Origin of the sequence: Chryseobacterium sp. BLS98, assembly GCF_001045445.1 — a bacterium.
Lineage (GTDB): Bacteria > Bacteroidota > Bacteroidia > Flavobacteriales > Weeksellaceae > Chryseobacterium.
The window spans coordinates 768429-783615 of the sequence record NZ_LFNF01000002.1 but is presented as its reverse complement, the minus strand read 5'-3'; the positions used below and the strand labels follow the sequence as shown (position 1 = coordinate 783615).

12 protein-coding genes are annotated in these 15187 nt (G+C 30.8%); all 12 read left to right on the top strand.

The window, feature by feature from the left end:
- Positions 1-95 precede the first annotated feature (95 nt).
- The 12 genes from ACM40_RS08460 to ACM40_RS08405 all read left to right on the top strand — a co-directional run bounded on the left by ACM40_RS08460 (position 96) and on the right by ACM40_RS08405 (position 15184).
- The gene (locus ACM40_RS08460; protein ID WP_048502378.1) at positions 96-2024 is read left to right on the top strand and encodes a polysaccharide biosynthesis protein; all 1929 of its coding nucleotides are present in this window, start codon (positions 96-98) and stop codon (positions 2022-2024) included.
- A 37-nt stretch (positions 2025-2061) separates the two neighbouring features.
- Positions 2062-2880, top strand: coding sequence for a polysaccharide biosynthesis/export family protein (locus tag ACM40_RS08455; protein WP_048502377.1), 819 nt, complete (start codon positions 2062-2064; stop codon positions 2878-2880).
- 68 nt (positions 2881-2948) lie between these two features.
- A complete protein-coding gene (locus tag ACM40_RS08450; RefSeq protein ID WP_048502376.1) occupies positions 2949-4250 on the top strand; it encodes a nucleotide sugar dehydrogenase in 1302 nt (433 codons plus the stop codon).
- Positions 4251-4320: 70 nt separating this feature from the next.
- Positions 4321-6681, top strand: a complete 2361-nt coding sequence (locus tag ACM40_RS08445; RefSeq protein WP_048502375.1) for a GumC family protein — start codon at positions 4321-4323, stop codon at positions 6679-6681.
- Positions 6681-7679 carry a mannose-1-phosphate guanylyltransferase gene (locus tag ACM40_RS08440; protein ID WP_048502374.1) on the top strand — a complete coding sequence of 333 codons (999 nt, stop codon included), beginning with the start codon at positions 6681-6683 and terminating at the stop codon, positions 7677-7679. The genes ACM40_RS08445 and ACM40_RS08440 overlap by 1 nt, the downstream gene beginning before the upstream one ends.
- Before the next feature lie 15 nt (positions 7680-7694).
- Entirely contained in the window at positions 7695-9143 is a 1449-nt protein-coding gene (locus tag ACM40_RS08435) for a flippase (RefSeq protein ID WP_048502373.1), read from the top strand.
- Positions 9130-10182: a glycosyltransferase family 2 protein gene (locus tag ACM40_RS08430; protein WP_048502372.1), complete on the top strand. Its 1053-nt coding sequence runs from the start codon at positions 9130-9132 to the stop codon at positions 10180-10182. Before ACM40_RS08435 ends, ACM40_RS08430 begins: the two co-directional genes overlap by 14 nt.
- Positions 10161-11033 carry a glycosyltransferase family 2 protein gene (locus tag ACM40_RS08425; protein ID WP_048502371.1) on the top strand — a complete coding sequence of 291 codons (873 nt, stop codon included), beginning with the start codon at positions 10161-10163 and terminating at the stop codon, positions 11031-11033. Before ACM40_RS08430 ends, ACM40_RS08425 begins: the two co-directional genes overlap by 22 nt.
- Positions 11030-12358 carry an O-antigen polymerase gene (locus tag ACM40_RS08420; protein ID WP_048502370.1) on the top strand — a complete coding sequence of 443 codons (1329 nt, stop codon included), beginning with the start codon at positions 11030-11032 and terminating at the stop codon, positions 12356-12358. Before ACM40_RS08425 ends, ACM40_RS08420 begins: the two co-directional genes overlap by 4 nt.
- Positions 12355-13446 carry a glycosyltransferase family 4 protein gene (locus ACM40_RS08415; RefSeq protein WP_048502369.1) on the top strand — a complete coding sequence of 364 codons (1092 nt, stop codon included), beginning with the start codon at positions 12355-12357 and terminating at the stop codon, positions 13444-13446. The genes ACM40_RS08420 and ACM40_RS08415 overlap by 4 nt, the downstream gene beginning before the upstream one ends.
- The gene (locus ACM40_RS20860; RefSeq protein WP_316932870.1) at positions 13433-14038 is read left to right on the top strand and encodes a DapH/DapD/GlmU-related protein; all 606 of its coding nucleotides are present in this window, start codon (positions 13433-13435) and stop codon (positions 14036-14038) included. The genes ACM40_RS08415 and ACM40_RS20860 overlap by 14 nt, the downstream gene beginning before the upstream one ends.
- A gap of 12 nt (positions 14039-14050) precedes the next feature.
- Positions 14051-15184: an NAD-dependent epimerase/dehydratase family protein gene (locus ACM40_RS08405; protein ID WP_048502367.1), complete on the top strand. Its 1134-nt coding sequence runs from the start codon at positions 14051-14053 to the stop codon at positions 15182-15184.
- Positions 15185-15187: the final 3 nt, after the last annotated feature.

Sequence of the window (15187 nt, the reverse complement as noted above, 5' to 3'; positions counted from 1 at the left end):
TAGATAGGATTTTATTTTATTTTTGTATCCATTCTTAAAGAGTATTAATAAAACAAGGGGTTGAACCTATTTAAATATGAACACAAAAAAAGACAATGTACAGCTCTATTAGAAAAAAGATATTTGGAGGTGATAATGTTGTCAATCTCTCAGACGTAAGATATCTTCCCAGATGGATAATACTTGTAATAGATATTATTATTCTGGTCATGTCTTTATTTCTTTCCACTTATACGATAGAAAAAATTACCCAGAAAGAATTCATTTATCACGAAGAGAAAAGTATTGTTTTCGGTTTTATTATTTTGATAAATACAATTTTTATGTATTTATTCAAAACTTATGCAGGGATTATAAGGCACTCTACTTTTATTGACCTTTTTAAACTGCTTATATCATGTTTCTGTACCATGACCGTAGTGGGATTGGTAAACCTGATCTATTTCTGGTCTACCGGAGGGAAATTTATCCTTACCCCATTCCTTATCCTTTACTTCATTATTTCTTTTATGGGATTATTCCTTTTCAGGTTGTATGTGAAAGAGTTCTTCCATATTGTTCGGGAATATAGAAGGAGTGCCCTGAAAAAAAGAATTTTGGTTCTTGGTATCGATGAACAGTCCATTGCTATAGCCCGTGCTATTTTAGATAACCCAAGCCTGCCTTATCAGGTAGTAGGCTTCCTTACGCAGAGAACAGATTCCAAGAGAGCCTCGCTATTGGGAAAACCTATTTATGAGAAGAGAAGAATAGAGGAAGCTACAAAAGAAGACCTTATTATTGACGGGGTTATCATTGTTAAAGAAATGATGTCTAAAGATGAAATGAATTCATGGGTGAATTTATTCTTAGAAAAAGACTTAAATATATTTAAAGCTCCATCCGTACAGAAATTAAGAGACAGTGATTTAGGAGGAGCCATCAGGAATCTTCAGATTGAAGACCTTCTCAACAGGAAACCGATAAAAATTGAAAGCGAAGAAGTTAAAAGCAGACACTTCAATAAAAATATACTGGTGACAGGTGGTGCCGGATCTATCGGAAGTGAAATCGTAAGACAGGTAGCCCAGTTTAATCCTGCATTGATTGTGGTTCTGGATCAGGCCGAAACGCCATTATATGATATTGAGCTTGAAATGAAAGAGAAGTTTCCTCATATCAGATTTAAATTTGTTTTAGCGGATGTTTCTAATATACACCGTGTTGAACCGGTATTTCAAACCTATAATTTTTCAATGGTATACCATGCTGCTGCTTATAAGCATGTACCTTTAGTTGAGGAGAATCCTAATGAAGCTATCCGCGTTAATGTTTTAGGATCAAAAAATGTTGCGATTTTATCAAGCCGTTATAAAGTAAACCGGTTTGTAATGATCTCTACGGATAAAGCTGTAAATCCTACCAATGTTATGGGGGCTTCCAAAAGAGCAGCAGAGTTATTTGTTCAGTCCTTACATCACGTTGAAGGAAATACTACTAAATTCATTACAACAAGATTTGGTAATGTATTGGGATCAAACGGTTCTGTTATTCCACATTTTAAGAGACAGATAGAGGCAGGAGGTCCGGTAACTATTACCCATCCGGATATTGTAAGATATTTTATGACGATTCCGGAAGCCTGTGAACTTGTTCTTCAGGCAGGAACAATGGGGCAGGGAGGTGAAATTTTTGTCTTTGATATGGGAGAACCTGTAAAAATCCTGGACCTGGCAAGAAGAATGATTAAATTATCCGGTTTTGAACCTAATATAGATATAAAAATTATTTATACGGGCTTACGACCTGGTGAAAAGCTCTATGAAGAGCTATTGAGTGATAATGCCAAAACACTTCCCACTCATAATGAGAAGATCATGATTTCTAAAGACCCTGCGATGTCATTCTCAGAAATAGAAGCCCTGATCAATCTGATAACAGATGCTTCTGTCATGGAAGATAAAGTGAATGTTGTTAAGCTTTTAAAAACAATTGTGCCTGAGTTTAGAAGTAATAATTCCATCTACGAGGCTTTAGATAGATAAAGAAAATATAAATGTATATTTGTACAATTTTTAAGATATGAAAAGTAAGATATTGTTGGTGTTAGCTGCCTTTTGGTTAGTATCATGTAAAACTAATCCAAATGCAAAAAATGACCTAAATTATATGCAGAATATCGAGAAGGTAGCTGTTGAGTCGTCTTCCAGAAATTCTAGTAATACTATTCAAACCGGTGATCAATTGGTGATATTGGTGACAGCTAAGGATATGGATGTAGTAAAGCCGTTTAATCAAAATTATTCTTCATCGGAGCTTGTTCAGACAAACGCTCTTGCAGGAGGAAATACTCCTAATCAAGGATCAAGTACTATTGCAGGGCCTACTTATATTGTAGATTCTGAAGGGAATATTGATTTTCCGATATTGGGTAAACTTAACACATCAAATAAAACATTGGTTGAGTTCAAAGAAGAATTAAGAAATAAAATGACGCAGTATGTAATTAATCCTACTGTGAATATAAGATTTACCAATTTTAAAGTTACAGTTCTTGGAGAAGTAAATAGACAAGGAGATTATACTGTTTCGAATGGCCAGGCTACTATTTTAAATGCATTAGGATTAGCTGGAGATTTGACGGTATATGGAAAGAGAGATGATGTTTTAGTCATTAGAACAGAAAATGGTAATGTTACCCACGGAAAAATAAATTTATTAGATGCAAATCTAATTAATTCACCATATTACAATCTAAAACAAGGAGATGCAATTATAGTTCCAGCAAATAATACTAAAGATATAATATCCAAACAAAATCCAAATACAGGAATATATTTAACGGCTATATCAATTGCTGTAACTGCAGTTGCTGTTGTGGTAAGTTTAATTAAAAAATAGAAGTGAGATTTGAATTATCTAAAGTAGATATGCTCTTTTTTAATATTTCTTAGCAACTTTAAACACAAATGAATGACATTAGATTATATAAAATAGCTGTTATTGGACAGGGATATGTTGGTTTACCCCTATCCTTGGAATTTTCAAATTATTTTCCAGTTTTAGGATTTGATATTAATACCGAAAGAATTGATCAACTTAATAATGGCATTGATGTAACCCTTGAAGCAGATATAAAAAAGCTTAATGAAAGTTTAAAAAAATATAATGATTCAAATGGCAAAACAGGCTATAAAGGGACCAGTACATTGAATGAAATTGTTGATTGCAATATTTTTATAGTAACTGTTCCAACTCCAATTGATAAATATAATGCTCCGGATTTAAGTTGGTTAATGTCCGCTTCAAAGATGCTTGGAGAAGTTATAAAGAAAGATGATATAATAATATTTGAATCTACTGTTTTTCCTGGCTGTACAGAAGAAGAATGTGTTCCGGTATTAGAAAAGTATTCTGGGTTAAAATTTAATCAAGATTTTTTTGTGGGATATTCTCCTGAAAGAATTAATCCAGGTGATAAAGTGAATACTTTAACAAATGTAAAAAAAGTTACCTCTGGGTCTACAAAAGAAATAGCAGAAGAGGTGGATAACTTGTATAAAAAAATTATTATAGCAGGAACTCATAAAGCACCTAGCATTAAGGTGGCTGAAGCATCTAAAGCAATTGAAAATGCCCAAAGGGATGTAAATATTTCTTTTGTCAATGAATTAGCATTAATATTTGATAGAATGGGGATTGATACGAATGATGTTCTCGAAGCTGCAGGAACAAAATATAACTTCCTTAAGTATAAACCAGGGTTGGTTGGTGGACATTGTATTTCTGTAGATCCATATTATCTAGCTCATAAGGCTGAGCAGTTAGGATATCATCCGGATGTTATTTTATCGGGCAGAAGAGTAAATGATTCAATTACAAAGTTTATAGCTTCAAAAGTCGTTAAATTATTAATCTCAAAGAGTAACGTTATTAAGAACTCACAAGCTTTAATTCTAGGAATAACTTTTAAAGAAAATTGCCCTGATATAAGGAATACGAAAGTAATTGACATTTATAATGAATTAACAGAATATGGTATAGAAGTAGATATTTTTGATCCATGGGCAAATAAATTAAAAGTTAAGCATGAATATGGAGTCGATATCTTGGATCAATTTCCTGAAGATAAAAAATATGATTCTATTATCATAGCAGTATCTCATAAGGAATTTCTGACGTTAGACTTTAAAAAAATGAAAAAAGAAAATAGTGTTATTTTTGATGCTAAAGCTTGTATTGATAGAAGCTTAGTAGATGCGAGACTATAATCTAGGATAATAAACTAATTAATATCTGTTGCTATATAACAGAATAACTTGTAAAATTTAAAACTAAATAATGGATAATCCAGTTATTGAGGAATCAGAAAAAATTAATATTGAGGAAATAATTAGACCTTATTTAAAAAATTGGTTATGGTTTGTTATTGTTCCTGTAATTTCTCTAATTATAGCGTATTTTTATTTAAGGTTTGCCATACCTATATATAATATTCAATCATCGGTACTTATCAAAGATGCCAAAAAAGCAGCTCCTGTAGGTGGAGATTTTGGTGTATTGTCAGATCTGTCAACATTTGGAGGAATGGGAACCAATAGTATCGATAATGAAATAGAAATTTTTAAATCTAAAAAACTAATGCAGGAGGTTGTAAAACAGCTAAGGCTGCAAACCTCTATCTATACAAAATATAGTTTAAAAGAAAAAGAGCTTTATAAAAACACCTCTCCCATAGCTATTGAAGTTGTTAATGAAAAGCCTTTCACTAAAGTGCCTACAAAGCCAGTTTCAATTGAAATTTCAGGAGAAAATATAACATTAAGAAGTGATGAGCTGCCTGAGATTAAAACTAGTTTTAATAGAGTCATAAATCTTCCTTATGCCAATATTATAATTTTGAAAAATGCAAAGTTCAATAAATTAGAAGCAGGAGAAGTAGGAGATTTATATATGACTTATTCAACTATTGATGATGCCGTAAATCGTATACAGGGAATGTTGAATGTGGCGTTACGAAATAAAGATGCAACAGTAATAGGATTATCTTTGAATTATGCAAATATTTCTAAAGCTAAAGATATTATAAATAAATTAGTAGAAGCCTATAATAATGATGCTATCTCAGATAAAAATTCTGAATCTAAAAAAACAAAAGATTTTATAGATGACAGGATCAATATTATATCAAATGAATTGGGTCAGGTAGAAAATGAAAAAGAAAAGTTCAAATCTAATAATCAAATTACAGATTTAGGAACAGAAGCAAAAATTAATCTTGAAGCTTCTGCCGAAGCTCGGGCAAAGCAAATTGACCTGGAATCTCAGCTTGAATTGACAAATGCGTTGATCAATTTTATGGGTAAGCAGAATAACAGTCAGGTTTTGCCTACAAATATTGGTCTAAATAACACTACTGCCACTGCTAATATTTCCGCATATAATCAGTTGGTATTGGAAAGAAACCGATTGTTAGAAAACGCAACTCCTCAGAACCCACTGGTCGTAGATCTTAATAAGCAAATTTCATCTTTAAAAGGCTCTGTAATGGAAAGCCTGATTAAAAATAAGACTGGGATTCAATTAGCTAAAAACCAATATGAAGGAGAACAAAATAAGATTAGTTCAAAAATCACAAAGATTCCTGCTCAGGAAAAAATGTTTAGAAGCATTGAACGTCAGCAACAGATAAAAGAAAACCTTTATCTGTTATTGTTACAAAAAAGAGAAGAGACAGCTATTTCCTTAGCAGTAACAGCTAATAAAGCAAGAATTGTTGATTATGCTTATCCTTCCCCTAAACCGGTTGCCCCGAAAAAACTCCTTTTCTTGGGAGTAGCATTAGTATTGGGACTTCTTTTGCCTTTTATTTTTATTTATCTTAAAGAATTATTTAATAATAAAGTTAAGACTAAACATGATTTAGAAAAACTTTCCCATGAAAAATCTGTAATAGGTGAAATTCCAAGCTTAGAAAAAGACGAAGATGAACTTATAAAAGTTAATGATCTTTCACCAATAGCAGAATCTTTCAGAATTCTTATTACTAACATGAATTTTATGTTACCAAAAAAGAAAGATGCGAAAGTCGTTTTTGTTACATCTACAGTAAAAGGAGAAGGAAAGACTTTTGTATCAGTTAATTTAGCACTTACTTTAGCTACTCCAAGTAAAAAAGTAATTATCATTGGTTCTGATATCAGAAACCCACAACTTCAAAGATATAATCCTGCCAGAAAAGGTTTACTAGGACTTACGGAGTATTTGTATGACCCTAAAACCCAGCTTCAGGATATTGTTCATGTATCTACATTTAATCCGTATTTGGATGTTATTTATTCTGGTAGTATTCCCCCAAATCCTACCGAGCTTTTAACGAATGGAAGATACGAAACCCTGTTGGAAGAACTGAAGAGTAAATATGATTACATTATTTTGGATACAGCACCACTAATGTTGGTGACTGACACATTCCTTTTTGCAGAAGCTGCCGATGTTACTTTATACGTAACAAGATCAGGATACACAGAAAAAACACTAATAGATTTTGCTAACAGCAGTATAGACTCTGGAAAAATCAGAAACGTAGGCTTTGTTTTAAATGATGTGAATAAAGATTATTTTGCATATGGAAACAAATATGGCTATGGTTACGGAGCCCACACAAAAAGCTGGTTTGAAAAAATGAAAGAAAAATTATAATGTCAAGAATCGTTAATGTAATTTTATCAGGAGGTGTTGGTAGCCGTCTTTGGCCATTGTCACGAAAAAATAAGCCTAAACAGTATTTAAATATTTTTGGTAATAAATCTTTATTTCAGCTTACAGCACTTAGAAATAAAAATCTGTCTGATGATATTTTAGTACTTGGTAATATTGATAATTATGTTCTGTCGGAAACAGCACTTTCAGAAATTGGAATTGATCAGTATCAGCAGATTATCGAGGCAACACCTAGAAATACTGCTGCTGCAATAGCATTGGCTGCATTTGCGGTGGAAGATGAAGATATTTTATTGATTACCCCATCAGATCACTTGATTGAAAACCAAGTAGAATATGACAAATCCATCAATGAAGCGATACAATTAGCCAAAGAGGGTTACCTGATTACTTTCGGATTGGTTCCTACACGGCCGGAAACTGGTTTTGGGTATATTCAGGTAAAGGGAAATGACGTGGTAAGCTTTAGAGAGAAACCAAATTTGGAAACGGCTCAGGAGTTTCTCGATAGTGGAAATTTTCTTTGGAATTCCGGAATGTTCTGCTTTAAGGCTAAAGTATTCTTAGAAGAACTGAAAAAATATCAGCCAATGGTTTTTGATACCTCAAAAAAAGCATTTGAAAAATTACATGATAATCAGCTTCCTCTGGAAGAAAGCAAAGAAATTCCCTCTATATCTGTAGACTATGCCGTGATGGAAAAAACAACCCGGTTAAAAGTTGTAAAATCTGATTTCAATTGGTCAGATATGGGGTCCTTTGAATCTCTTTATGATTATCTGAAGGCTAACGGAAAGCCAATAGATAAACATGGTAATATGGTAATTGGCACAGATATTCACACAGAATTTTTAGGAATTAAAAAAAGTATTCTTATAATTACAAGTGATGCAATATTGGTTTTGAAAAAAGATAAATCGCAAAAAGTAAAAGACGTGTATGAGCAATTATTTGTTGATAAAATAGAGCTTTTATAAAATTAAAATTTCTCAATGGCTGTTTTTAAAAACTATATTTTCAATTTTTTGCTTCTTACAAGCCAATTACTGTTTCCATTAATTGTAATGCCTTATACAAATAGAATTCTGGGGCCTAAAACAGTCGGTATATTTAATCTTGTTGATAATTTTGCTCAATACTTTATCACAATTGCCGCGTTAGGAATTTCTGTTTATGGAGTCCGGGAAATCTCAAAAGCTAAGTTTGTTTCAAAACAAAATCTAAATGAGACTTTCTCAGAACTTATAAGTATCAATAGTATTTTGACTGTTTTCGTTTTAATTGTATACTTTTTTTTTGTTTTTTTAAATCCAACTGTCAAGGCTAATCAGACTTATTATTTAATAGGGAGTATTCAGGTATTGGTTGGCGTTTTCTCATTAGAATGGTTTTTTCAAGGTACAGAAAATTTTAAATTTATAGCGGTTAGGACACTTATAGTAAAGATTATCAGTATAGTAGCTGTTTTTCTTTTTGTGAAAAATGCTTCTGATGGTCTTATTTATTACTTTATTACAGTTTTGACATTTGTCCTAACATCAATTTTAAATATTATTTTTATCAATAAAACAATTGAGTATAGACTGCCTTCAATAAAAAATCTTAAGAAGCATTTATCCCCATTACTTACTTTCTTTACTACTAAATTTATGATTAGTATTTATGTTACTATGACTACTATTTTATTGGGTTTTTTAAGTACTGAACAAGGTGTGGGATATTTTTCCTTAGCTTTTAGGGTTTTTAACATAGTTGTAATTTTGGTATCATCACTTACAACTGTTGTATTATCAAAAACAGCAATTATGGTAACTGAGGATAGAAAAGCTTTCCAAGACCTAATTAGTAAAATTGTTATTTTTAATATTTTTATGGGTTTACCTGCTGCAATTTTGGTTAATTTATATGCCAAAGAATTTATATATGTTTTAGGAGGGAAATCATTTGAGCCTGCTGTTTTTTCTTTAAAGTTTTTTTCTGTCCTTATCTTTGTAATTCCATTTAGTAATTTATTTGCATTAAACATTTTAACGCCTCTAAGAAAAGAAAATGATTTTCTGAAAGCAACTATTATAGGTACTATTATAAGTCTAATTCTCAATTTCTCTTTAATCCCTTCGAAAGGTTATTTAGGGGCAACATATGCATTTTTAACTACAGAAATAATTGTTTCACTATCATTGTTTTATTTTGCTTATAGGAGACAAAAATTTAATTTACATTTATCTTTTCTATTTAAAACTTTAGTGGCTAGTAGTTTTTTTATCCCCATATATTATTTTCTCCCAGATATTAATACATTACAACGGTTATTATTAGGTATGTTTATATCAGGTGTATTTTATTTATTGTTTCAAATATTTATTATAAAGGATTCAATTATTATTTACTACATCAAGCCATTTTTGAAAATAAAACTAAATCAAAATGAGAAAAAATAATAATACTTATATATCTGTTGTTATTCCATGTTATAATGTAGAACGTTTTCTCCATACGGCATTAGATTCAATTCTCAATCAAACTTATCCATATTTTGAGGTTATATGTATTGATGATTATTCAAGTGATAAAACATTAGAAATTTTAAAATTCTATTCAGAAAAAGATGAGAGAATAAAGGTATTTGCAAATAAAGAAAACTTAGGTGTAACCGCTACAAGAAATTTGCTTATTAATTATTCACAATATGAATATGTTTTATTTATGGATTCGGATGATATCTCTGATATTCAACGTATTCAAAAGCTAGTAGAAGAGAAGGATAAATATAATGCCGACATTGTTTCGTCTAATTATACCTTTATTGATGAGAATGGTAATCCACTTAAAACGAATGGATTAGATTTGTTGAAAACTAAGCTAGGAATAAAATTTGTAACGTTTTTCAATTCTCCAATTCCTCATGCACCCTCGCTAGTTAGAAAAAAACTGCTTACAGATAATAATTATAATGAAAATTATAAAGCTGCTGAAGACTATAAGCTATTTTCAGATTTAATTTGTAATGAAGAGTTAAATGTTAGAATTCTTGACGAATCATTATATCTATATAGAATAAATCAAATGGGCATGTCAATGTCAAACAATCATTCACAAATAGAAAGTCATATTAGAATTGCTACAGAGTTTATTTGTAAAGAGTTTGGGAAGTGTGATAATTATGATTTTTGGAGACTTTCGAAATTTGATATATCTTTGGAAGTATTATCTCGAAGTCATATAATATCTTCCTTGAAACAAATTAATCGAATTAGGGTATTGTATCTAAACAAATATAGCCTCTCGAAAGAAGAGAGGGAAGAAGTAAATAGATATACGGCTCAGTATTATATTTTCAGCTATTACAGTTTGCTTAAACAAGCATTTAAAAATAAAAAAATTATCAAAGCTTTAAGTTGTATTTCTATAAGTTTTATAAACAATATTAATATATTAATAAATGTTAAAAATATAAAATGGATGATCAAGAAAATATGAAATTATCAATAGTAATACCCACAGTAGGTCGTACAGAAGAATTAGATAATCTATTGGGATCAATAGAAAAAGCTAAGCTGGATTTTCGATATGAGATAATCATTATTGATCAAAATGATAAGTATTTTTTAGATAATATAATAAATAAATATAATGAAAAGCTACCAATTATTCATGAAATAGTTTCTTTTAAAGGCTTATCTAAGGCAAAAAACCAAGGAGTTAAGCTAGCCTCGGGACAATTTATAAGCTTTCCAGATGATGATAGCAAAATTTTACACGATACCTACCAAAATGCTTTTGTAGAGATTGAAAAGAATAATCTTGATATGGTATTTGGAAAATGTATTGATGAGAAAGGAATAGACAGTGTTTTAAATTTCAAAAAAGAATCAACTTTTCTTAATCAACGAAATATGTTAGGGGGGTTTGTTGAAGCTACTGTAATAAGTAAGACAGATATATTGAAAAAATGGAATTTTGATGAAAACATGGGAGCTGGATGTTTCTTTGGAGCAGAAGAAGGGTATGATTGGTTGTACAGAATTCTCACAGAAGATACTTCTTTGAATATAATGTATTCGCCGAGAATTCAATTTTTTCATCCTCAGGTACTTTTATCTAAAGGTGATGAAAGTTCTTTAAATCGTGTATTTAAATATCGATGTGGGACTGCATATCTTTGTATAAAACATGATTTTAGATTTAAATTAAAAAAAAGAATTTGGCTTAGCCGTATTGCTTCTTTTATTTACTATCCACTGGATAGAAAAAAAGCAAGTTACTATAATGTAGAAAAAAACGCATTGCAACTGGGTAAAGAATTTGCTAAACTAAAACTAAATAAATGAGACTACTCAAAAAGCTACTTTCATCCTTTGGGATATTTCAGTACTTTGTATTAATAATATGCTATTTGTTTTTAGTTATATATAAAAATGATACATTATTAATTCTAGCATTTTTTTATAGTTTGTTTTTGGGTTTTTTTGTCATTAAAAATAGAGTTAACTATTTATTAGCAAATGGAAATGCATTAATATTTCTTATATTTCTTTTTTTGTATGGAATTTTTCAGGCTATGATAGAGAAAGTACTAAATGGTGAAATATCAGATAACGTTTATATATCCAGTATAATTTATGCTTCAGCAATTCCAGCCTATATAATAGGTTGGTCTTTTAATAAGAAAGAACAATATGATAAATTGTACGAGTCTAATATTAAGGAATATAAAAATAATAATGGCTATAATCTTTTTCTTATAATTATACTACTTATTCTAATTGGTTATGTCACGTATTTTTTCTATTCTATAGGAGCTCTTTTTAATCCATCGGTATTGGAGAAGGATCGTTCAACTTTATTCGAAGAAAGAGGAATGGGTAGCATTGTGATTGGATTGCTCATCTCGGGTATATTTTTACATTTTATTTACTATTTTAAGAAAATTCCAAAAAAAATTCTATATTTTGTTATAGCAATTTTGATATATTATATTTTGTTACAACTTAGTGCAGGAAATAGAAGAGATTTTATGCCAATGATTTTAGGTATTTTTTGGGTGGTTGTCAATATTCGTAAAATAAAATTTACATTTTCTTTGTTAGTTGGTCTCTTAATAGCAATATCAGTTTTTCAGTACCTAGGTACAATTCGAAGTAATTTATCCTCGGGATTAACGAATGTTTCAAATGAACAGAATATCATTAATACTTTACAAAGTAATGAATTTGTTTATCCATTTTATACATTAAGTTTTGATGTTGAAAATTATCAAAATAATCAATTAGATTTAAAATATGGTGAATCCTATTTGTATCCCATAATTTTTTTCATTCCAAGAAATATATATCCCGAGAAACCATATTCTCTTGCTGATCAATTTATCAAAAGAAATTTTGGAAATAGATATACAATGGGATTTGCATACACTCCTGTAACGGAAGCATTTGTAAACTTTGGATATGTAGGTCCATTTTTCTTTTATTTATTTTTAGGCTTTTTAATTAATAAGGTTGCGAATAAAAAAAATCAAGTTTTAAATTTTATCTTTTTTACCATGATTCTTGATCTGAGTAGAGGAGAATCAGGCACGTTTTTCTATCAATTTTTTTTCGTTTCATTATTTTTGCTTATAATACCAGGTATAATAAAATTAATTCAAATGAAATGAAAGTCGTATTCGATAATATCATATATTCACTTCAAAATTCTGGAGGAGGCTCGGTTTACTGGACGGAACTTATAAAAAGATTCAATGCGGACAAAAAATTGGATGTTATATTTTATGAACAAAAAGAGCCCAATTATAATATTTTTAGAAGAGAGTTTTCACTTCATAATGTTGAAAAAGAAACTTTTCTAAATTTAAAGATTAGGAGATATTTAAATTTCACGAAGTCAATACAGGAAAAGAGTATATTCCATTCCAGTTATTTTAGGATTTCAGGATCAAAGTATGCTATCAATGTAACAACGATACACGATTTTACAACTGAAAAATTTAGAACTGGTTTAGCTCGTTGGGTGAATTTGCACCAAAAAAAACATGCCGTTTTGAATTCAGATGGTATTATTTGTATTTCGGAAAATACCAAAAAGGATCTTTTGCATTTTGTTCCGAATTTAGATCCCAAAAAAATTAGAGTTATTTATAATGGTGTGAGTAATGACTTTTTCAAAATAAATGAGAATTTTGAAATTTCGCAGAAAAACCCAAAATTCGCGACTCTTGAAAATTATAAGTATTTACTCTACATAGGCCACAGGACAGAGTATAAAAATTTCCCTATCGCAGTTAAAACAGCTGCAAAAGTTAAAGATAAATATAAACTAGTAGTTATAGGAGAGCCATTTAATGATGATGAAAAATTGTACGTTGAATCTTTATTGGGGACACAATATATTCAGCTTTCAAGATTAAATAATGAGGATCTGAACTTTTTATATAATAAAGCGTTTGTGCTTCTATACCCGTCATCATACGAAGGATTTGGCATTCCGTTAGTGGAGGCTATGAAAACACATTGCCCGGTTATTGCGAACAAAAATTCTTCAATACCGGAAGTCGTTGGAGATGCAGCCATATTGTATGATGATATCAATGAGAATTTGATGGCTGAAGGAATTTTGAAATTAGAGAATGAATCATTTAGAAGAGAATTAATTCAAAAAGGAATTTTGCAATTCCCTAAATTTGACTGGGACAAAACTTATTTGAAATATCTGGAATTTTATAAAGAATTGTATGATGGGAGGTAAGCTGACACAATATGGCTTTTGGGGATTATGCAAAATGACTTTAAATCTGATTAGAACTAAATTTACCTTTTCAGATGCTCGTATCATTCGGTTCCCAATAGATATTCGTGGTAAAAAGTTCATTAAAGTTTCAAAAGGTTTTACAACAGGGGTAGGATGCAGGATAGAGGCATATCCGGAAAATAAACAAACCACTTTATTTTTTGGTGAGAATTTTCAGATGAACGACTATGTTCATATAACGGCAATGGAAAAAGTAGAAATAGGGAATAATGTCTTATTTGCGAGTAAAATTTATGTGTCCGACTGTTCACATGGAAGCTATGCAGGAAATGAAAATGATTCTTCTCCAGATTCAATTCCGCATGATAGAAAATTATTTTCAAAACCAGTTATCATTGAAGATAATGTTTGGTTAGGTGAATTTGTTTCTGTCTTACCCGGTGTAATTATAGGGAAGGGTACAATTGTAGGTGCCAACTCGGTGGTTTCAAAAAGTTTGCCTGCAAATGTTATTGCAGTGGGAACTCCAGCGAAACCAATAAAAAAATATAATTTCGAAACCCAGCGTTGGGAAAAATATAATGATTAATAAATACAAATTATGAAAAATATATTAATTACAGGTGGAGCCGGTTTTATAGGCTCTAATTTAGCATTAAAACTGATTGATAAAGGCTATAATATTACGGTTTTGGATAACCTTTCGCCACAAATACATGGTGAAGATCCTGCCGAAACTTCCCCATTGTATCTTAGCATTAAAGATAAGGTTAATTTTATTTTAGGCTCAGTAACCAACGAGGAAGATTGGAAAAAAGCTTTAGAAGGTCAGGATGCTATCATCCATTATGCTGCCGAAACCGGTACCGGACAATCTATGTACGAAGTAAAAAAATATATTGATGTTAATATTGGTGGTACTGCTATTCTTTTAGATTTATTGGTTAATACAAAGCATAATATTAAAAAAGTAGTGGTGGCTTCTTCCCGTTCTATTTATGGAGAAGGCAAGTATATCAGTCAAGAGTTAGGTGCAGTCTATCCGACACAACGTACTGCAGATTATATGGATAAAGGTGATTTCGAAGTGAAGTACCCGGGTTCTTCTGCTCTTACTTTAGTAGGAACGGACGAAACTTCAAAAATTCATCCATCATCTGTTTATGGTATTACAAAACAAAACCAGGAACAGATGGTTCTTACAGTTTGTCCTACAATTGGTATTGCTGGTGTTGCGTTCCGTTACCAAAATGTTTACGGACCCGGTCAATCTTTGAAAAATCCATATACAGGAATTCTTTCCATTTTTTCGACCCAAATTAAGAACGGAAACGGAATCAATATTTTCGAAGACGGAAAAGAAACCAGAGATTTTGTTTTCATTGATGATGTGGTAGATGCTACTATTTTAGGTTTAGAAAAAGAGGAAGCCGACAACCATGTTTTCAATGTAGGAACTGGTGTTGCAACTGATGTTTTGGAAGTGGCCAATGGTTTAATCAAAAACTACGGTGTTGATGTTCCGGTAACGGTTTCAGGAAATTATCGTTTAGGAGATATTCGTCACAATTATGCTGATTTAACGAAAATTAATTCTTTATTAGGGTTTGAGCCGAAAGTGAGTTTTGAGCAAGGCCTAAAGAAATTCACAGAATGGGTCAATACCCAGGAAGTGCAAGAAGACCAATATCAAAAGTCGATTGATGAGATGAAAGCTAAAGGTTTATATAAATAGATT